Below are 19,034 nucleotides of genomic sequence, written 5' to 3'. Positions count from 1 at the left end.
GGTCAGCGGGCCCGCGCGGCGGTGGGGTCCGGTTGGTCCACCGTATCCGCCCGGCCGCCCCGGCGGCCGCTCCCGCGCACCAGTGAAGCGGCGGCGGCGACCAGCGACATGGCGATGGCCAGCCAGAAGACCACCACCAGGCCGTCGTGGAACGGCTGCGAGATCAGATGGGGGAAGAACTCCCGGCCGGTGAGGGTGCGGGTGTGGGAGGCGGGCAGCCCGTTCAGCACATCGGGGCCCAGCAGCTGCCGGATCGGGTTGTAGCCGAGGAAGGCGGCGAAGAGGGTGCCGACCGGCGGCAGCCCGGCGATGGTGTGCGCCGCGGGCGCGGGTACGCCCTGGGCGGTGAGTCCGCTGGTGAGCGCACCGGGCAGCGACCGTGAGAGGCCGGCCACCATCAGGGAGAAGAAGACGCCGATGGAGAGCACCATGCCGGCGTTCTGGAAGGTGGCGCGCATCCCGGACGCCGCGCCGCGGGCCTCCGCCGGCACCGAGGACATGATCAGGGAGGTGTTGGGCGCGGCGAACAGGCCACCGCCCAGCCCGTTGAGGAAGACCAGCACGGCGAACCAGGGATAGCCGAAGTCGGTCGGGAGCAGCAGCAGTCCGGCGAACGACAGCGCCATCACCACCAGCCCGCCGGCCGCGAAGAGCCGGGCCCCGAAGCGGTCGGAGAGGTAGCCGGCGACCGGCCCGGCGGCCAGGAAGCCCACGGTCAGCGGCACCAGGTAGATCCCGGCCCAGAGCGGTGTGTCGGCGTAGTCGTAGCCGTGCAGCGGCAGCCAGATCCCCTGCAGCCAGATGATCAGCATGAACTGCAGCCCGCCCCGGGCCACCGAGCCCAGCAGTGTCGCGGCGTTGCCGCCGGCGAACACCCGGTCACGGAAGAGGGCGAGCGGGAACATCGGGTCCGCCACCCGCACCTCGATGAGGCAGAAGAGCGCCAGCACGGCGACCCCGCCGATCAGCCCGGCCAGTACCCAGGGGTTGGTCCAGCCCATGGTGTGGCCGCCGTACGGCTGGATCCCGTAGGTGATGGCCGCCAGCAGTGCCGTCAGGCCGGCCGCGAACGTGACATTGCCCCACCAGTCGATCCTCGCCGGGCGGCGCACCCCGGTGTCGCGCAGCGACCGGTACGCCCACAGTGTGCCCAGGACGCCGATGGGCACATTGACCCAGAAGATGGAGCGCCAGTTCCACTCGGCGAGCATGCCGCCGAGAATCAGCCCGATGAAGGATCCGGCGATGCCGGCGACGATGTTGACCCCCAGGGCCATGCCCCGTCGGGACAGCGGGAAGGCATCGGTGATGATCGCCGCCGAGTTGGCCATCAGCATGGAGCCGCCGACGGCCTGGAGCACCCGCCAGCCGATCAGCCACAGGGCGCCCGAGCCGCCGTGGAAGGGGTCCAGGGACAGCGCCACCGAGGTCACCGTGAAGATCAGGAACCCGGCGTTGTAGATCCGCACCCGCCCGTAGATGTCGCCCAGCCGGCCCAGCGTCACCACCAGGACCGCGGTGACCAGCATGTACCCCATCAGCATCCACAGCAGATAGCTGACGTTGCCGGGGAGCAGGGGATCCAGCCCGATTCCGTTGAAGATCGCCGGCAGCGAGATCAGCACGATCGAGCTGTTGATCGTGGCGATCAGGGTGCCCAGCGTGGTGTTGGACAGGGCTATCCATCCGTACCGCTCAACCGGTGCCGCCATGGCCCACCCCCCAGGTGGTTAGCTGATATCAACTAACCATAGTTCTCCGGGCGGACAGCCGCATCAGGCGGCAGGGCGCGCATCACCCGGGACCCGCACGCCATCGCGCCCCGGGACGCCGGCCTACCGCACTGACGAGGTGCCGCGACGCGAGGCGCGGGGGCGGTCCGACGAGGTGGTATCCGCCGACCCCGGCGGGGTACCGATGTCAGCCGACATGGGTGCCGGACAGGGGTGTGACAGTCGTGATCTATGTGTACAGCCTGATCGCGGCGTGTCTCCTCGGGCTGGGCTTCGTCCTCCAGCAGCACGCCGCCGAGCAGGCGCCGCTCTCCGACATGCTCAGCTTCCGGCTGCTGCTGGACCTGATGAAGGTGCCGCTGTGGCTCTGGGGCATCGGCTGCATGGTGCTGGGTCAGATCTTCAGCGTGCTGGCTTTCGCCCGCGGCGACCTCTCCCGGGTGGAACCGCTGCTGGCCACCAGCCTGATCTTCGCCATGGCACTGGCCCGCTGGCGCGGCGGCCCGCGCCTGGGCCGCTCCGGATGGGGCGGGGTGATCCTGCTCAGCGGCGGCGTGGCCGCGTTCATCATCGCGGGACGGCCGCAGAGCGGCTCCGCCGAGGTCGGGCCCCTGCGCCACTGGCTGGTCTTCGGCCTGGTGATCGGCGTCGCGCTGGCCCTGATCGGCGTCGCCAAGCATGTACCGATCGTCGACGACCCGCCGCTGCTGGCAGCCGCCGCCGGTGCGCTGTACGGACTGCAGGACGCCCTCACCCGCACCTCCAGCCGGATCATGGACGACTCCGGGCTCGCCGGGCTGCTGACCAGCTGGGAGCCGTACACCATCGTGGCGCTCGCGGTGACCGGGCTGATGCTGGTGCAGAGCGCCTTTGAGGCCGGTGAGCTGCGGATGTCCCTGCCGTCCCTGACCGCGGCCGAGCCGCTGGCCGGGATCGCCTGCGGCATCGGCTTCCTGGGGGACCGGCTGCGGGTCACCCCCGGTGCCCTGGCCGGACAGGTGATCGGCCTGATCGCGGTGGTCGCCGGGGTCTTCGTCCTCGGCCGCCACCCCACGCTGCCCACCCGGCGGAGCTGAGTGCGCGGGCGGTGGGCCGCCCCGCGGGTCGGCCGTGCGGGGTGCGGCCGTACACAGCTGTGAGCTGTCCGGGTGGGATGTTCGGTTTTGATGCTGCAGTCCGGTTTTTCCGGAGAGTCATTGCCTACCGTGAGGCGCAACGCCACCACCCATCCGACGGGAGCAGCGCCATGCATGAGCTGTCCATCGCGGTGGCCGTCGTGGAGGCCGTCGAGGAGGCCGCCCGCGAGCACGGGGCGGACCGGGCCGAGGAGGTGCGGCTGCGGATCGGCACCCTCGCCGGGGTGGAACCGGACGCGCTCCGCTTCTCCTTCACCGTGGCCCAGCAGGGGACCGTACTGGAGGGAGCCCTGCTGGTCGTGGAGGAGATCCAGGCCAGGGCCCATTGCGCACCCTGCCGACGGTCCTTCGAGGTGGGTTCGCCGCTCTCCCTGTACTGCCCGCGATGCCAGGCACCCGCAACCGAGGTGACCGCAGGCCGCGAGCTGGAGCTGGCCGGCGTCCGTTTCGCCGAACCCGCCCCCGGTGGCACCGCCACCTGCCCGAACCACGAGGAGGCGGCCGCGGATGTGCCGTGTCATTGATCTGCAGCAGTCCGTGCTGGCGAAGAACGACGGCCTGGCCGAGGAACTGCGCACCGAGCTGACCGGACGCGGGGTCACCATGGTGAACCTGCTGTCCAGCCCCGGCAGCGGCAAGACCGAACTGCTTCAGCGGGTCCTCGGCCACGCCCGGTCGCTCGGCGTCCCGGTCGCCGCGGTCACGGCCGACCTCGCCACCGAGCACGACGCGGAGCGGCTGGCCGGGTCCGGAGCCCCGGTGAAGCAACTGCTCACCGGAGGGCTGTGCCATCTGGAGGCCGACCAGCTCCGCTCCCACCTCGAGGACTGGCTCCCCGACGGGACCCGGGCGCTCTTTGTGGAGAACGTCGGAAACCTGGTCTGCCCCGCCTCCTACGACCTGGGCGAGACCCTGCGGATCGCGCTGATGTCGGTGACCGAGGGCGAGGACAAGCCCGTCAAGTACCCGACCGCCTTCGGTCTGGCGCATCTGGTGGTCCTCACCAAGACCGACCTGGCGGCGGCCGTCGGCTTCGACGACGAGGCCTTCACCCGGTATGTCGCCCAGGTCAACCCCGGCGTGGAGATCCTGCCCACCTCCGCCCGCGGCGGACGGGGCGTCGCGGAGCTCTGGGCGCGGGTGGCCGCGGTCTGCGGCGGCGCACCCGTCCACCGCCCGCCGCTCGCCGGCACCCGTGCCGGCCACACCCATACCCACGGCCACCAGCACACCCATGCCGAGCCCGTGGTCCAGGCCGGCCCCCGTATCGCGGCCCGGTAGCAGCGCCATGGAGACGGTGACCGGCACCACGGGTGCGCTCCCGGCGGACGGCACGGCGTCGCCCGTCCGGCGCCGGGTCACCGTCCGCGGTGTCGTCCAGGGCGTCGGCTTCCGGCCGTTCGTCCATACGCTGGCCGTCGAACTCGGGCTCACCGGCCAGGTCGCCAACGGCCCGCAGGGCGTGGTCGCCGAGGTGCAGGGCCCCGCCCCGGCGGTCGAGGCGTTCTGCCGGAGAATTGCCCAGGAGGCACCCCCGCTGGCCGAGGTCGCCGCGGTCCGCCATGAGGAGCTGCCGCCCGCCGACGGCACCGGATTCGCCATCCTGGCCTCCCGGACCGGCGAGGGCCGCACCCTCCTTCCGGCGGACACCGCCACCTGCGCGGAGTGCCTGGCGGAGCTCGCCGACCCGGCCGACCGCCGCCACCGGCACCCCTTCATCACCTGCACCCACTGCGGCCCCCGCTTCACCATCGCCGAGGCGCTGCCCTACGACCGGGCCACCACCACCATGGCGGCCTTCCCCATGTGCCCGGAGTGCGCCGCGGAGTACGCGGACCCCGCCGACCGCCGATTCCACGCCCAGCCCGTCGCCTGCCCCCGCTGCGGCCCCCGGCTGCGGCTGGACCACCCGGGCGGCTCGGCCGCCGAGGACGACCGGGCGCTCAGCGGGGCGCGCCGGCTGCTGGCCGAGGGTGCGATCGTGGCGGTCAAGGGCATCGGCGGCTACCACTTGGTGTGCGACGCGCAGCGGCAGGACACCGTCGTCGAGCTGCGCCGCCGCAAGGCGCGCGGCGCCAAGCCCTTTGCCGTGATGGCCGCCGACCCGGCCACCGCGGAGCGGCTCGGACACATCGGCCCGGCCGAGCTCGACCTGCTGACCGGCCGCGTCCGGCCCATTGTGCTGCTGCGCCGCCGCACCCCCGACGGTCTGGCCGCCGCCGTCTGCCCGGGCAGCCCCGATGTCGGGGTGATGCTCCCCTACACCCCCGTCCACCGGCTGTTGTTCGGCCTTCCCGGCGACCCGCCCGGCCCCCGGGTGCTGGTGGTGACCAGCGGCAACCGCTCCGGCGAACCCCTGGTGACCGACGACGGGGAGGCCAGGACCCGGCTGGCGGACCTCGCCGACGCCTGGCTCTGGCACGACCGGGCCATCCGGGTGGCCTGCGACGACTCGGTGGTGCGTGCCGCTTCCGACGGGCGGACGATGCCGCTGCGGCGCTCCCGGGGCCATGCCCCCGGCCGGATCGCCCTGCCGCTGCCCGTACGCCCCGTCCTCGCCGTCGGCGGTGACCTCAAGAACACCCTCTGCCTGGCCGACGGTGACTCCGCCTGGCTGTCCGCCCACATCGGGGACCTGGGCGAGCTGGCCTCCCTCGCCGCCTTCGAACGTGCCGAGGAGCATCTTCGAACCCTCACCGGTGTCACCCCCGGGCTGCTGGCCGCCGACCGCCACCCCGGTTACCGGTCCACCCGGTGGGCCCGCCGCCGGCCGCGGAGGGGCACCCGCCGGTCCTGGTCCAGCACCATCACGCGCATATCGCCGCCGCCATGGCCGAGAACGGCTGGGAGGGAGCCGCTCCGGTCATCGGGGTGGCCTTCGACGGCACCGGATACGGCGACGACGGTGCTATCTGGGGCGGCGAGGTGCTGCTGGCCGACTACCGCGGCTACCGCAGGCTTGCCCACCTCTCCTATGTCCCGCTGCCGGGCGGCGACGCCGGGGTGCGCAACCCCTGCCGGATGGCGCTGTCCCATCTGCGCGCCGCCGGTGTGCGGTGGAGCGGGGAGCTGCCGTGCACCGCCGCCTGCTCCGCCGAGGAGCTGGCGGTCCTCGGCCGCCAGCTGGAGCGGGGGGTCGGCTGTGTGCCCACGTCCAGCATGGGCCGCCTCTTCGATGCGGTCTCCTCGCTGGCCGGGGTGTGCCACCGGTCGGGCTACGAGGCCCAGGCGGCGCTGGAGCTGGAGGCGGCCGCCCTCCGTGCGGCGGGGGAGGAGCAGGGCTATGCCTTCGGGCTCTGCGAGCAGGGCCGCCCGGACGGCGGGCGGCCGCTGCTGCTCGATCCCGGGCCGGTGATCCGCGCCGTGGCGGCGGATGTCCGGGCGGGCGTCCCCGCGGCGGTGGTGGCGGCCCGCTTCCACCGGGGGGTCGTGCATGCCGTCCGTGCGGTCTGCGGGGCGGCCCGCCGCCGTACCGGGGTGCGGACGGTCGCCCTGTCCGGCGGTGTCTTCGGCAATGCGCTGCTGGACGAGGCGTGCGCGGCGGCTCTGGCCGAGGACGGCTTCGAGGTGCTGCGGCACCGGGTGGTGCCCGCCGGAGACGGCGGTCTTTCGCTGGGCCAGGCCGCGGTGGCGGGGGCCCGTACGGCACCGCACGGCTGACCGCCGGCCGGCCCCGGCCCGGCAAGGAACTCACGCCCAGCCCAGCAAGGAAGCCCAGCCCAGCGAGCAAGGAGGACAGCCATGTGCCTGGCAGTGCCCGGCAAGGTGGTCGACATCCAGGAGCGGGACGGTACCCGCATGGCGCAGATCGACTTCGGCGGTGTGGTCAAGGAGGTGTGCCTCGCCTATCTGCCCGAGATCGAGGTCGGCGACTACGCCATCGTCCATGTGGGGTTCGCCCTGCAGCGGCTGGACGAGGAGTCGGCCCGCTCGACGCTGGAGCTCTTCGAGCAGCTCGGCGTCCTGGAGGAGGAGTTCGGCGACGCATGGGGCCGCGCGGCAGCCGAGGCCGGCGCCGCCCGCCCGGTCGAGGAGGCCGCACGGTGAAGTACATCGAGGAGTTCAACAACCCGGAGCTGGCACGCCGGCTGCTGGACGACATCCATGCCACCGTCACCCGCCCCTGGGCGCTGATGGAGGTCTGCGGCGGTCAGACCCACTCCATCATCCGGCACGGCATCGACCAGCTGCTGCCGGAGGGCGTCGAGCTGATCCACGGCCCCGGCTGCCCGGTCTGCGTCACCCCGCTGGAGATGATCGACAAGGCGCTGGAGATCGCCTCCCGGCCCGGTGTGGTCTTCTGCTCCTTCGGCGACATGCTGCGGGTGCCCGGCACCGACCGGGACCTCTTCCGGGTCAAGGGCGAGGGGGGCGACGTACGGGTGGTGTACTCGCCGCTGGACGCGCTGGCCATCGCCCGGCGGCACCCCGACCGGGAGGTGGTCTTCTTCGGCGTCGGCTTCGAGACCACCGCCCCCGCCAACGCCATGGCCGTGCACGAGGCCCGGCGGCTGGGCGTGCGCAACTTCAGCCTGCTGGTCTCGCATGTCAGGGTGCCGCCCGCGATCGAGGCGATCATGTGTTCACCCGACTGCCGGGTGCAGGCCTTCCTGGCCGCCGGGCACGTCTGCAGTGTGATGGGTACCGCGGAGTACCCGGCACTGGCCGAGCGGTACAGGGTCCCCATCGTGGTCACCGGCTTTGAGCCGCTGGACATCCTGGAGGGCATCCGCCGCACCGTCCGCCAGCTGGAGCGCGGCGAGCACCGGGTGGAGAACGCCTACCCCAGGGCCGTCCAGGAGGGCGGCAACCCGGCGGCGCTGCGGATGCTGGAGGAGGTCTTCACGGTCGGCGACCGCGCATGGCGCGGCATCGGGGTGATCCCGCGCAGCGGCTGGCGGCTCTCCGACGCCTACCGGGACCATGACGCCGAGCACCGCTTCAGCGTCTCCGGGATCACCACCCGGGAGTCGGGGCTGTGCCGCAGCGGTGAGGTGCTCCAGGGGCTGATCAAGCCCCATGAGTGCGCCGCCTTCGGCCGGGAGTGCACCCCCCGCACCCCGCTGGGCGCCACCATGGTCTCCAGTGAGGGCGCCTGTGCGGCCTACCACCTCTACCGGCGGCTGGGCACGGGCACACCGGCCGCGGTGCGTGCGACGGGGGAGGCGACCCCCGTTGGCTGACCTCGTCGACCCGGCACCCGACCTCTCCGGCTGGAGCTGCCCGCTGCCGCTGCGCGACCACCCGATGGTGGTGATGGGGCACGGCGGCGGCGGGGCGCTCTCCGCCGAGCTGGTGCAGCATCTCTTCGCCCCCGCCTACGGCGGCCCGGAGATGGCCGCTCTGGGCGACTCCGCGGTGCTGACGATGGGCGGCGCCAGGATCGCCTTCTCCACCGACTCCTATGTGGTGCGTCCGCTCTTCTTCCCCGGCGGCAGCATCGGTGACCTGGCCGTCAACGGGACCGTCAACGACCTGGCCATGAGTGGCGCAGTCCCGGCCTATCTCTCCTGCGCCTTCATCCTGGAGGAGGGCACCGAGCTGGCCTCGGTCGGCCGGGTCGCCCAGGCGGTCGGGGCCGCGGCCCGGGCCGCGGGGGTGGCGGTGGCCACCGGGGACACCAAGGTGGTGGACGCGGGGCACGGCGACGGCGTCTATCTCAACACTGCGGGGATCGGCCTGGTCCCGCCGGGCGTGGACATCCGTCCGCAGCGGGCTGCGCCCGGGGACGTGGTGATCGTCAGCGGGCCGATCGGCCTGCACGGGGTGGCCATCATGAGTGTCCGGGAGGGCCTGGAGTTCGGCGCGGAGGTGGAGAGCGACACCGCACCGCTGGCCGGCCTGGTGCAGGCGATGCTGGCCGTCACCCCGCAGCTGCACGCCCTGCGCGACCCCACCCGTGGCGGTCTGGCGACCTCGCTGCACGAGATCGCCGGCGCCTCCGGTACCGGGGTGGTGCTGGACGAGCGCAGTGTGCCGGTGCCCGAGGCGGTCGCGGCGGCCTGCGGCTTCCTTGGTCTGGACCCGCTGTATGTCGCCAATGAGGGCAGGCTGGTGGCCTTTGTGCCGCGGGAGCACGCCGAGGCGGTGCTGGACGCCATGCATGCGCATCCGCACGGCCGCGGTGCCGCGGTGGTGGGTGAGTGCGTCGCGGACCATCCGGGACTGGTGGTGGCGCGCACCGGGCTCGGCGGCACCCGGATCGTCGATCTGCCGCTGGGTGAGCAGCTGCCGCGGATCTGCTGATCCGCGGCAGGCAGCGACGACATGTCGATCTGTTGACCTGCCGATCTGCTGATCTGCTGATCGGGTGAACCAGGGGAGTGCCGGGACATCCTTCCGGCATTCCGGGCAGAAGCCTCGGAGGTGGTGCCCCGTTGGCGGGGCGCCACCGCCGCCGAGGCCCATCGGCGGCGGCCCGCCCTCCCGGCGGCCGCAGAAGGGACTGCCCGTGAGCTCCGAACCCAAGACGCCGCCCTTTGACGAGATCCACATCCTCTGGACGTCCGAGGGCATGAGTTGCGACGGCGACACGGTGTCCGTCACCGCGGCCTCGCTGCCCAGCCTGGAGGACGTGGTGCTGGGGGCCATCCCGGGCCTGCCCAAGGTGCATCTGCACAACAAGGTGCTGGCCTACGAGACCGGCGACCGCTACCTGGAGGTCTTCCGCCAGGCCGCCCGCGGCGAGCTGGAGCCCTTCATCCTGGTGGTCGAGGGATCGATCCCCAATGAGAAGATCAACGGCGACGGCTACTGGACCTCCATGGGCAACGACCTGGAGACCGGCGAGCCGATCACGCTCAACGAGTGGCTGGACCAACTGGCGCCCAAGGCCTGGGCGGTGGTCGCCATCGGCACCTGCGCCGCGTACGGCGGCATCCATGCGATGGCGGGCAATCCCACCGGCTGCATGGGTCTGGCCGACTACCTCGGCTGGGACTTCCGCTCCGCAGGAGGCCTGCCGGTCGTCAACGTCCCCGGCTGCCCCGTCCAGCCCGACAACTTCATGGAGACCCTGACCTGGGTCCTCCACCAGGCGGCCGGACTGGCACCGACCATCCCGCTGGACGCGCAGCTGCGACCGACCTGGCTCTTCGGCAAGACGGTGCACGAGGGCTGCGACCGCGCCGCCTACTACGAGCAGGGCGACTTCGCCAAGGACTACAACTCGCCCAAGTGCCAGGTGAAGGTGGGCTGTTGGGGCCCGGTGGTCAACTGCAACGTCACCAAGCGCGGCTGGATGGACGGCGTCGGCGGCTGCCCCAACGTGGGCGGCATCTGCATCGGCTGCACCATGCCCGGCTTCCCCGACAAGTTCATGCCCTTCATGGACGAGCCGCCGGGAGGCGCACTGTCCTCCACGATCATGAGCGCCTATGGGCCGTTCATCCGCACCCTGCGCAGCATCACCAACCGCAGCGCCAACAGGGAACCCAAGTGGCGGCACAACAAGTCCGCGCTCACCAGCGGCTTCTCGCCGCGCTGGCCCGTCGGCTGAACCCCGAGAGGAACCACCTGTGACAACGACCCAGCCGGGCGCGCGCGAGCTGACCGAGGTCGCCTTCGACCCGATCACCCGGATCGTCGGCAACCTGGGCATCTACACCAAGGTCGACTTCGCCAACCGCGAGGTGGTGGAGTGCCGCTCCACCTCGTCGATCTTCCGCGGCTACAGCGTCTTCATGAAGGGCAAGGACCCCCGGGACGCGCACTTCATCACCAGCCGCATCTGCGGCATCTGCGGGGACAACCACGCCACCTGCTCGGTGTACGCGCAGAACATGGCGTACGGGGTGAAGCCGCCGCCACTGGCCGACTGGATCATCAACCTCGGCGAGGCCGCCGAGTTCATGTTCGACCACACGATCTTCCAGGACAACCTGGTCTTCGTCGACTACTGCGAACGCATGGTCAAGGAGACCAACCCCGGCGTCCTGGCCCGCGCCGAGACCACCCCGGCGCCCCGCGGCGACCTGCACGGCTACAGGACCGTCGCCGACATCATGCGCGCCTTCAACCCCTTCGAGGGCGAGATGTACAAGGCCGCGCTGCAGATGAGCCGGCTCACCCGGGAGATGATCTGCCTGATGGAGGGCCGCCATGTGCACCCCTCCACCCTCTACCCCGGCGGCGTCGGCACGGTGGCGACCCCTCAGCTGTTCACCGACTACCTGGTGCGGCTGATGCACTGCATCGACTTCGTCAAGAAGGCCGTCGCCATGAACGACGACGTCTTCGACTTCTTCTACGAGGCGCTGCCCGGCTACGAGGAGGTCGGCCGCCGCCGCACCCTGCTGGCCTGCTGGGGGTCCTTCCAGGATCCGGGCGTCGTCGACTACGACTACCGGCACATGAACGAGTGGGGGAACGCCATGTTCGTCACCCCCGGCATCGTGGTCGACAACCAGCTGGTCACCACCGACCTGGTGGACATCAACCTGGGAATGCGGATCCTGCTCGGCAGCTCCTACTACAAGGACTGGGCAGACGAGCACACCTTCGTCAAGGAGGACCCGCTCGGCAACCCCGTCGACCAGCGCCACCCCTGGAACCAGACCACCCTCCCCGCCCCGCAGAAGCGCGACCTGGACGGCGGCAAGTACAGCTGGGTGGTCAGCCCCCGCTGGCTCGACAAGCGCACCGGCGACCACCTGGCCCTGGACACCGGCGGCGGCCCCATCGCCCGTCTGTGGGCCACCTCCCTGGCCGGCAAGGTCAACACCCCCTATGTACGCTCCACCGGCCACTCGGTCCAGATCGACCTGCCCAGAACCCCGGCCACCGCCGAGACCACCCTGGAGTGGAAGCCGCCGCCGTTCCCCAACACCATCGAGCGCAACCGCGCCCGGATGTACTTCGTCGCCTACGCCGCCGGCATGGCCCTGTACTTCTGCGAGCAGGCGCTCGCCGAGGTACGCGCCGGCCGCACCCAGGTCTTCGAGGACTTCTCCGTCCCCGAGGAGGCCATCGGAGTGGGCTTCCACGAGGCGGTACGCGGAGTGCTCTCCCACCATCTGGTGATCAAGAACGGCAAGATCGCCAACTACCAGCCCTACCCGCCCACCCCGTGGAACGCCTCCCCCCGCGACTCCTACGGCACCCCGGGCCCTTACGAGGACGCCGTCCAGGGAACGCCGATCTTCGAGGAGAACGGCCCGGACGACTTCCGGGGCATCGACATCATGCGCACCGTCCGCAGCTTCGACCCCTGTCTGCCCTGCGGCGTCCACATGTACCTCGGCGGCGGCCGCACCCTGGAGCGGTTCCACTCGCCGACCTTCGGCGCCGGAAACTGAGGCGGCGGCGATGACCTGGGACGACGCACAGACCCGCAACCATGTGACCAGGGTGGAGGCGCTGATCGCAGCGCTGGACGCGCTGCCGCACGACGCCGCCCGCGCCCGCGCCACCGAGACCGTGGAGGCGCTGGTCGACCTGTACGGCGAGTGCCTGGCCCGCATCATGGACCGCCTCGCCGGACACCCCGACGCCGCGGCACTCACCGAGGACCTCGCCGGGGACGAACTCCTCGACCACCTGCTGCTGGTCCACGACCTGCACCCGCAGCCGCCCGAGCAGCGCATCCGGCGCGCCCTGGAGGAGGCGGGCAACGGAGCCCGGCTGCTCTCCCTCGAGAGCGGCACCGCCCGGATCGAACTGCCCGCCACCGGCGGCTGCGGCTCCGGCACCGCGGCAGCGGCCACCGCCGTCGAGGCGGCCGTCCGGCGGTTGGCGCCGGAGGTCGACCGGGTGGAGACCGTCTCCGTCGCGGCCCCCGCGCCGACCCAGCCGCTGATCCCGGTGGACGCCCTCCTCAGCGGGCTGCGCACCGCCGACGGCGCCCCGCAGCAGGTCGGTGCCGGATGACCGCCGTGACCTCCCCCTACATCACCCCGGGACTGCGGCGGATCGCCCGGCGGCCCGGCACCGCCCCGGGGCCGCAGCCCCATGCGGCCCGGGATCCGGAGGAGGAGCGCTGCGACCTGTGCAGCGAGCCGCTGCCACCGGCCCACGGGCATCTGCTCGATCTGGCCGCCGACGACATCTGCTGTGCCTGCCGGGCCTGCGCCCTGCTCTTCGACCGGGATGCGGCGGGCGGCGGCCACTACCGGATGCTTCCGCACCGCCGGCTGCGGCTGGGCGACCTCGCCGAGGACGACCTGCTCCACTCCGGCCTGGGCGTCCCCGTCGACCTGGTCTTCTTCGTCCGCAGCGGCACCGACGGCGAGGTCACCGCCCGCTACCCCAGCCCGCTGGGCACCCTGCGCACCTCCGTCGACCGGCAGACCTGGGCCGAGCTGGAACAGGCCAACCCGGTGCTGCGGGAGATCGCCGACGATGTGGAGGCACTGCTGGTGGACCGCACCGGCGGCGCCCGCCGCCACTGGCTGCTGCCCCTGGACGACTGCTACCGCCTCGCCGCCGTGGTGCGCACACACTGGAAGGGGCTGGGCGGCGGACCCGACGTCCGCCCCCACCTGGACGACTTCTTCGACCGGCTCGAAACCCTCGACGTCAAGGAGGAGAGATGAGCGACATCAGGACCGGAAAGCCCGACACCAGGATCGACCACTCCGCGCACATCGCCGGGGTCCGCCAGGGCAACCACACGGGCAACTTCAAGCGGCAGCCCGGACACCACCTGGACGGCACCTCCACCGCCCGGCGCTCCACCGGCGTCGGCGACCAGAAGCGCAACCCGATCCTCCCGGACATGCCCAACCTCTCCCCGGCCTGACGGCCGCCCGACCAGAGAGGACCTGCCGTGCCCGAGTCGACCGCGGCGGCCCCGGAGGGGCACGGACACCCCGGCCCCGACCTCACCTTCACCGTCGCCGCCGCCCGGCCCGCCTCGTTCACGGCCGTGCCCACCCTGGAGTTCCGGATCGCCGTCGCCGGCGGCGGCGGACCGGTCCGTTCGGTCCTGCTCAGCACGGCCGTACGGATCGCCCCGGCCCGCCGCCGCCACGACCAGGCCACCCGGGACCGGCTCGCCGAGGTCTTCGGCAACGCCCAGCAGTGGGCGTCCGGTATCCGGCCGCTGGCCCTGGCGCAGGTCACCACGGTGCTGCCGCCCTTCGAGGACACCACCACGGCGACCCTGCCGGTGCCCTGCGGCAGCGACATCGAGCTGGCCGTCACCAAGTACCTCAGGGCGGTGCCCGACGGTGACATCCCGCTGGACTTCCTCTTCAGCGGCACGGTCTTCCACGACGGCCCGGACGGGCGGCTGCGCACCGCCCGGATCTCCTGGGCGGGCGACGCCACCTACCGGCTGCCGGTCGGGCTCTGGCAGCAGACCGTCCACGACAGCGGCTGGGTACGGCTCTCCCGCGACGACTACGACCGGCTGGACGCCTACCGTGCCCGCCACGCCCTGACCAGCTGGGACGAGACCGTGCGCGCCCTTCTGGAGCAGAACCCCCGACCCGCCCCCGACCCCTCTTCCGATGCCGCAGGAGCCACATGGACGCCGTGGAGAAGATCGCCCGCACCTGCCTCTACGAGGGCTACCTGCTCTGGCCCTACCGGCGCTCCGCACTGAAGAACCAGCAGCGCTGGACCTTCGGCGGCATCTATCCGCAGGACCGCGCAGATCTGCTCGGAGAGCCCGACACCATGGAGACCCAGTGCCTGCTGGAGGCCGGGCCCGAGGCAGTGGTGGCCGTCAGCGTACGGTTTCTGCACCTGGTGGACCGGGCCGTGCTGCGGCACGGCCCCGACGGCCCGCAGCCCGTGGACAGCCTCACCGTGGACGGCCGCCGCCACCTCTCCTGGCAGGAGGCCACCGAGCGGCGCGTCGAACTGCCGCCCGCCACGGTCTCCGGGCTGCTCGACGGCCCCCGCAGGACCGCCCTGGACATCTCCGGCGGCACCGCACACGAGGAACTGACGGACCATCACGGCATCCTGGCGGGGGAACTGGTGCGCAGCTGGCAGCCGCTCGCAGGCACCGTCGAGACCCGGGCCGACCGGGTCGACGAGGCCACCGTGCGGATCAGTGTGCGGATCACCAACACCACCGCCTGCCCGCCGCCGGGCGCGGCCCCCGCCGCGACGGCGACCCGGGACGGGACCGCAGCCCACGCCCTGCTCTCCGGTCACACCGTGCTGCACTGCGAGCGCGGCCGGTTCGTCTCCCTCATCGACCCGCCCGACGGGCTGCGGGAGGCCGCACAGGCCTGCCGCAACCAGGGCACCTGGCCGGTGCTGGTCGGCGGCGAGGGCCGCTGGGGGCGGACGGTGCTCTCCTCCCCGATCACCCTCTACGACCACCCCGCGGTGGCGCCCGAGAGCCCGGGCGACCTCTTCGACGGCACCGAGATCGACCAGCTGCTGATCCTCAGCGTGCTCTCCATGAGCGACGAGGAGCGCGCGGAGATGGCGGCCTGCGACCCGCGGGCCGACGCGATTCTGCGGCGCTGCTCCGAGCTCACCCCCGACGACCTGATGGCCCTGCACGGCGCCATCCGCGCCAAGCGGCCGCTGGAGGACGCATGACCGGGCAGCAGACCTCCGAGGAGCAGCCGGCCGGCCGCACCGTCCGCGTCGGCGGCACCGAGGTGGGCAGGGGGAGCCGGGTCAGGCTCCGCCCGCACGCCCACGCCGACATCCTGGACCTCGCCCTCACCGGACGGACCGCGGAGGTGGTCGGTGTGGAGGAGGACTACGACGGTCGGCTGCATCTCGCGGTGGTCCTGGACGACGATCCCGGACGCGACCTGGGCACCGCCGGGAAGATCGGACACCGGTTCTTCTTCGCTCCCGACGAGGTCGAGGTGCTCGGCCCGGAGCCGGCCGGGGTGCTGCCGGCCGCGCCCCGGATCCTGGTCGCCGGGATCGGCAACATCTTCCTCGGTGACGACGCCTTCGGCCCCGAGGTCGCCGCGGCACTGCTGGAACGGCGGCTCCCCGGCGGCGTCCGGGTGGCCGACTTCGGCATCCGCGGTATGGACCTGGCGTATGCGCTGGTCGACGGCTGTGACGCGGCCGTCCTGGTGGATGCGGCGCCGCGGGGCTGCGAGCCCGGGTCGCTGCATGTCATCGAGCCGGATCTGGATGCGGCCGCCGACGCAGCCCCCGAGGCCCACGCCATGGACCCGGTGCGGGTGCTGGCGCTCGCCCACCGGCTCGGCGACGGGAGGCTGCCCCGGGTGCTGGTCGTCGGATGCGAGCCCTCGCACTGCCCCACCGGGGACGAGCCCGAGCCCGAGCCCGGACTCAGCCCCGCGGTGCGGGCGGCCGTCGGTCCGGCCGTGTCCCTGGTGGAGCGGGTCGTGGGCGACCTGCTCGCCGAACTGGGCCACCGGGAGCCGGTGGCACAGCCCGTCCTGGCACAGGAAGGAGGAGTCCGATGAAGTACGGGATCCATCTCTACATCCCGCCGCTGGCGGTGCGGCTGGCTGTGGGCGTGTTCGCTGCGGCCACGGTCGCGCTGGTGGTCAGCCAGGCGCCCGACGCCTGGCGTTACGTCAAGATCGAGACCATGTGACCCGTCCCCGGCGCCGCCTCACCAGGCGTCAGGCGGGGCCGTGCGGCGACCCGGAGCCTGCCCGCTGCTCCACGGGCCGGGTCGCCGTGGGCCGGGTCGCCGTGGGTCGGGTCGCCGTGGGACGGATCGGCATCGGCCCGGCGGCCACGGGCCGTGCGGGCGCGGGGTCGGCAGCCTCGGAGCGGGAGGCTGCCACCAGGTGCTCCGGGCGCCCGGTGGCCGGCTGCTTGCGGACGAAGGCCGACCGCAGCGCCGGATAGCCGTCCTCCGCCGGGTCGGAGAAGTTGTGCCGCATCCGCTCCAGTTCCCGGCGGCGGCACTCGGCGAGTTCGGCGAGCCGCGCCGGGTCGAGTGCCGCGGCCTTGGCGGCGATCCGCGGCGCCGTCGCGGTCGACCGCGCCAGCCCGGCCGCCGCCCGCACTGCCTCCGTGCCGAAGTCCTCGGGGCCGGTGGCGATGACCTGGTCGACCAGGCCGATCCGCAGGGCGGCCACGGCGCTCACCGGCAGGGCCTGGCCCATCAGCCGCCCTGCCCGGACCTCGCCGACCCGCCGGGGAAGGGTGTCGGTCCAGTACTCCGATCCGTACAGCCCCATCAGCCGGTAGTGGGGGTTGAGCACCGCACCGGCCCTGCACCACACCTCGTCCGCCGCCAGTGCCAGCATCACCCCGCCCGCTGAGGCGTTGCCGCCCAGGGCGGCGACGGTGAGCCGGTCGGTGGTGGTGAGGACCGCCTCCACCAGGTCGTCCATGGCGTTGATGTTGGCCCAGGACTCGGCGGCCGGGTCGGGTGCCGCCTCGATCACATTGAGGTGGATGCCATTGGAGAAGAAGTCCCGGGCACCGCCGAGCACCAGCACCGAGGTGGGCCGGGTGCAGGCGTGGCGGTAGGCGTCGAGCAGTCTGCGGCACTGACCGGTGCTCATGGCGCCGCCGGCGAAGGAGAACCGGAGCAGGCCGACCGGTCCGGACTCCCGGTAGGCGATCTCCGACCAGGTGCGCCGGTCGGGCGGCAGTTCCAGCGGCGCCGGGATCTCGGGCACCGGGGGGAGGCGGTCGCCGAGGGCGGTCACCGCCGGGAGCTTGAAGGTGGCGGGTCCGCCCGGGAGGCGCCGGGGCCGCAGTTGGGGGATCCACACCGCTCCGTCGGTGGTCGCCCGGCAGATCGCGCCGTCCCGGGTCGCCAGCACCCGGCCGGGTTCGCCGCGCAGTTCGTCCTCGGGGTGGCCGCCGTGCAGGAACCATTCGCCACCCAGCATGTGGTCGCGTACACCGGGGGGAGTCGGCCGCACGCAGCTTGCGCAGCACCGACTCCGTGCTCTCCGCCGACCAGTCGATGCGCCGCTCGGCCTGGGTGAGCCAGGGCCGGGCGCGGACCCCGTCGCTGCCGGTCTGGCGCCTGGGGAGATAGCTGCCGGAGGCATACCGTTCCACCGCTGCGACCACCGCGAGCAGTGCGGCGTCGGCGATCTCACCGCGGTAGAGGTCGCTCTTGCCGACGGGCGGCACCGGGCAGTGGGCGGTGGCCCAGACATCCCCGGCGTCCATCTCCTCCTCGGCCTGGAGCACGGTGACGCCCCAGCTGTGCACGCCGTCGCCGATTGCCCAGTCCAGGGAGGAGGGGCCGCGGTCGCCGACCGGTCCGGGGTGGACGACCAGGCAGGTGACGGCCGACCAGACGTCCTTGGGGATCGCTGCGGTGAGCATCGGCGCGACCACCAGCTCGGGGGAGTGGAGGCGCACCGCCTGCCGGAAGCAGTCCTCACCCCGGACGAGCTCCACCGCGACCCGGTGGCCGTGGTCGCGCAACTCGGTGAAGACGCGCTGGGTGAGGCTGTTGAACGCGCTGGCGAGCAGCAGGATCTGCATGGCGGCCTACCTGCGGGAGGGATCACGGACGGAATCTGGGGCGCGAGGGGGAGCTGGGGGACGTCCACAGTGGCACAGCGGATCGGTCCGGTTCGGGTGTTCGGCCCAGGGGCCAACCGTTCTCTGGCGCGCGCCCAGGGCGCGCAAAATGCGGCACAAGCCGGGTTGACAGCGCAGCGAAGGCCCGGAGGCCGAAGCCTCCGGGCCCCGCACTAGGGGATCGGCGTCAGAAGACGATCACGACGTTGTTGCCGAAGCCTGCGAAGCCGCCGATGCCGGCGAAGCGACCGAGACCACCGAAGCCGCGCTCGCCACCACGCCCGTGCTCGCCACCACGCCCGTGCTCGCCACCACGCCCGTGCTCGCCACCTCGGCCGTGCTCGCCGCCACGGCCGCCCTCGCCGCCGCGGCCGAAGCCACCTTCGCCGCCACGGCCACCTTCGCCGCCACGGCCGCCTTCGCCGCCGCGGCCGCCTTCGCCGCCGCGGCCGAAGCCGCCCTCGTCACCGCGGCCGAAGCCGCCTTCGCCGCCGCGGCCGAAGCCGCCCTCGTCACCGCGGCCGAAGCCGCCCTCGCCGCCGCGGCTGCCGCCGCCTCCCTCGCTGCTGTAGCTCTCGTGGCCGCCTCCCTGGGAGCTCGCCGACGCGGTGCCGGCGAACGGGATCACGGACGAGGCCGCGGCCAGGGTCACGATGGCGGCAGCCCGCGCGATGCGCTTGGACACTTGAAGTCACCTCATGTGTTGTTCGGAATTCCCCCGACGTCCTCGACGCTAGGCAGGGCCCGAGTGACCCGCATCCGCAGA

17 protein-coding genes and 2 pseudogenes are annotated in these 19,034 nt (G+C 72.7%); 16 read left to right on the top strand and 3 right to left on the bottom strand.

The annotated features are described in order from the left end of the window. Nucleotides 1-2 precede the first annotated feature (2 nt). Nucleotides 3-1,712: an MFS transporter gene (locus tag AB0761_RS07195; RefSeq protein WP_377268129.1), complete on the bottom strand. Its 1,710-nt coding sequence runs from the start codon at nt 1,710-1,712 to the stop codon at nt 3-5. Nucleotides 1,713-1,948: 236 nt separating this feature from the next. On the opposite strand from AB0761_RS07195, the gene AB0761_RS07190 reads away from it, so the two are divergent. The 16 genes and pseudogenes from AB0761_RS07190 (at nt 1,949) to AB0761_RS07115 (ending at nt 16,361) form a co-directional block, all read left to right on the top strand. Then, nucleotides 1,949-2,809 (top strand): DMT family transporter, encoded by an 861-nt coding sequence (locus tag AB0761_RS07190; protein ID WP_377268128.1) that lies wholly within the window; start codon nt 1,949-1,951, stop codon nt 2,807-2,809. A 170-nt stretch (nt 2,810-2,979) separates the two neighbouring features. After that, nucleotides 2,980-3,393: a hydrogenase maturation nickel metallochaperone HypA gene (gene hypA, locus AB0761_RS07185; RefSeq protein WP_377268127.1), complete on the top strand. Its 414-nt coding sequence runs from the start codon at nt 2,980-2,982 to the stop codon at nt 3,391-3,393. Continuing rightward, nucleotides 3,377-4,150, top strand: a complete 774-nt coding sequence (gene hypB, locus AB0761_RS07180) for a hydrogenase nickel incorporation protein HypB (RefSeq protein ID WP_377268126.1) — start codon at nt 3,377-3,379, stop codon at nt 4,148-4,150. Before hypA ends, hypB begins: the two co-directional genes overlap by 17 nt. Before the next feature lie 7 nt (nt 4,151-4,157). Then, a pseudogene (gene hypF / locus AB0761_RS07175) lies at nt 4,158-6,529 on the top strand (carbamoyltransferase HypF). A gap of 81 nt (nt 6,530-6,610) precedes the next feature. Then, nucleotides 6,611-6,916, top strand: a complete 306-nt coding sequence (locus tag AB0761_RS07170; protein WP_377268125.1) for a HypC/HybG/HupF family hydrogenase formation chaperone — start codon at nt 6,611-6,613, stop codon at nt 6,914-6,916. Continuing rightward, entirely contained in the window at nt 6,913-8,052 is a 1,140-nt protein-coding gene (hypD, locus tag AB0761_RS07165; RefSeq protein ID WP_377268124.1) for a hydrogenase formation protein HypD, read from the top strand. The genes AB0761_RS07170 and hypD overlap by 4 nt, the downstream gene beginning before the upstream one ends. Next, on the top strand, nt 8,045-9,115 hold the full coding sequence (hypE, locus tag AB0761_RS07160) for a hydrogenase expression/formation protein HypE (RefSeq protein WP_377268123.1): 1,071 nt from the start codon (nt 8,045-8,047) through the stop codon (nt 9,113-9,115). Before hypD ends, hypE begins: the two co-directional genes overlap by 8 nt. A 268-nt stretch (nt 9,116-9,383) precedes the next feature. Beyond that, nucleotides 9,384-10,367: a hydrogenase expression protein HypE gene (locus AB0761_RS07155; RefSeq protein ID WP_377273958.1), complete on the top strand. Its 984-nt coding sequence runs from the start codon at nt 9,384-9,386 to the stop codon at nt 10,365-10,367. 19 nt (nt 10,368-10,386) lie between these two features. Next, nucleotides 10,387-12,165, top strand: coding sequence for a nickel-dependent hydrogenase large subunit (locus AB0761_RS07150; protein ID WP_377268122.1), 1,779 nt, complete (start codon nt 10,387-10,389; stop codon nt 12,163-12,165). A gap of 10 nt (nt 12,166-12,175) precedes the next feature. Beyond that, nucleotides 12,176-12,736, top strand: a complete 561-nt coding sequence (locus AB0761_RS07145) for a NifU family protein (protein ID WP_377268121.1) — start codon at nt 12,176-12,178, stop codon at nt 12,734-12,736. Further along, the gene (locus AB0761_RS07140; RefSeq protein WP_377268120.1) at nt 12,733-13,401 is read left to right on the top strand and encodes a DUF5947 family protein; all 669 of its coding nucleotides are present in this window, start codon (nt 12,733-12,735) and stop codon (nt 13,399-13,401) included. Before AB0761_RS07145 ends, AB0761_RS07140 begins: the two co-directional genes overlap by 4 nt. After that, the gene (locus tag AB0761_RS07135) at nt 13,398-13,607 is read left to right on the top strand and encodes a hypothetical protein (protein WP_377268119.1); all 210 of its coding nucleotides are present in this window, start codon (nt 13,398-13,400) and stop codon (nt 13,605-13,607) included. The genes AB0761_RS07140 and AB0761_RS07135 overlap by 4 nt, the downstream gene beginning before the upstream one ends. A 27-nt stretch (nt 13,608-13,634) precedes the next feature. After that, entirely contained in the window at nt 13,635-14,414 is a 780-nt protein-coding gene (locus AB0761_RS07130) for a DUF6084 family protein (protein WP_377268118.1), read from the top strand. Further along, nucleotides 14,336-15,370 carry a hypothetical protein gene (locus AB0761_RS07125; protein WP_377268117.1) on the top strand — a complete coding sequence of 345 codons (1,035 nt, stop codon included), beginning with the start codon at nt 14,336-14,338 and terminating at the stop codon, nt 15,368-15,370. Before AB0761_RS07130 ends, AB0761_RS07125 begins: the two co-directional genes overlap by 79 nt. Next, nucleotides 15,367-16,227, top strand: a complete 861-nt coding sequence (locus AB0761_RS07120) for a hydrogenase maturation protease (protein WP_377268116.1) — start codon at nt 15,367-15,369, stop codon at nt 16,225-16,227. The genes AB0761_RS07125 and AB0761_RS07120 overlap by 4 nt, the downstream gene beginning before the upstream one ends. Beyond that, entirely contained in the window at nt 16,224-16,361 is a 138-nt protein-coding gene (locus AB0761_RS07115) for a DUF6893 family small protein (protein ID WP_377268115.1), read from the top strand. The genes AB0761_RS07120 and AB0761_RS07115 overlap by 4 nt, the downstream gene beginning before the upstream one ends. Before the next feature lie 28 nt (nt 16,362-16,389). On the opposite strand, the pseudogene AB0761_RS07110 reads toward AB0761_RS07115, so the two are convergent. Next, nucleotides 16,390-18,229: pseudogene (locus tag AB0761_RS07110) on the bottom strand (enoyl-CoA hydratase-related protein). A gap of 226 nt (nt 18,230-18,455) precedes the next feature. Then, on the bottom strand, nt 18,456-18,953 hold the full coding sequence (locus tag AB0761_RS07105) for a hypothetical protein (protein ID WP_377268114.1): 498 nt from the start codon (nt 18,951-18,953) through the stop codon (nt 18,456-18,458). Nucleotides 18,954-19,034 lie beyond the last annotated feature (81 nt).

The organism is Peterkaempfera podocarpi, from assembly GCF_042466665.1.
GTDB classification, from domain to species: Bacteria; Actinomycetota; Actinomycetes; order Streptomycetales; family Streptomycetaceae; genus Peterkaempfera; species Peterkaempfera podocarpi.
This window is presented reverse-complemented; position numbering and strand designations above follow the sequence as displayed.

Excerpts from the sequence above, each read along its gene's own strand:
- hypA (WP_377268127.1), top strand. The coding sequence starts at position 2,980 with ATGCATGAGCTGTCCATCGCGGTGGCCGTCGTGGAGGCCGTCGAGGAG.
- AB0761_RS07195 (WP_377268129.1), bottom strand. The coding sequence starts at position 1,712 with ATGGCGGCACCGGTTGAGCGGTACGGATGGATAGCCCTGTCCAACACC.
- AB0761_RS07120 (WP_377268116.1), top strand. The coding sequence starts at position 15,367 with ATGACCGGGCAGCAGACCTCCGAGGAGCAGCCGGCCGGCCGCACCGTC.
- AB0761_RS07140 (WP_377268120.1), top strand. The coding sequence starts at position 12,733 with ATGACCGCCGTGACCTCCCCCTACATCACCCCGGGACTGCGGCGGATC.
- AB0761_RS07145 (WP_377268121.1), top strand. The coding sequence starts at position 12,176 with ATGACCTGGGACGACGCACAGACCCGCAACCATGTGACCAGGGTGGAG.
- AB0761_RS07155 (WP_377273958.1), top strand. The coding sequence starts at position 9,384 with ATGAGTTGCGACGGCGACACGGTGTCCGTCACCGCGGCCTCGCTGCCC.
- AB0761_RS07170 (WP_377268125.1), top strand. The coding sequence starts at position 6,611 with ATGTGCCTGGCAGTGCCCGGCAAGGTGGTCGACATCCAGGAGCGGGAC.
- hypB (WP_377268126.1), top strand. The coding sequence starts at position 3,377 with ATGTGCCGTGTCATTGATCTGCAGCAGTCCGTGCTGGCGAAGAACGAC.
- AB0761_RS07135 (WP_377268119.1), top strand. The coding sequence starts at position 13,398 with ATGAGCGACATCAGGACCGGAAAGCCCGACACCAGGATCGACCACTCC.
- AB0761_RS07115 (WP_377268115.1), top strand. The coding sequence starts at position 16,224 with ATGAAGTACGGGATCCATCTCTACATCCCGCCGCTGGCGGTGCGGCTG.
- AB0761_RS07125 (WP_377268117.1), top strand. The coding sequence starts at position 14,336 with ATGGACGCCGTGGAGAAGATCGCCCGCACCTGCCTCTACGAGGGCTAC.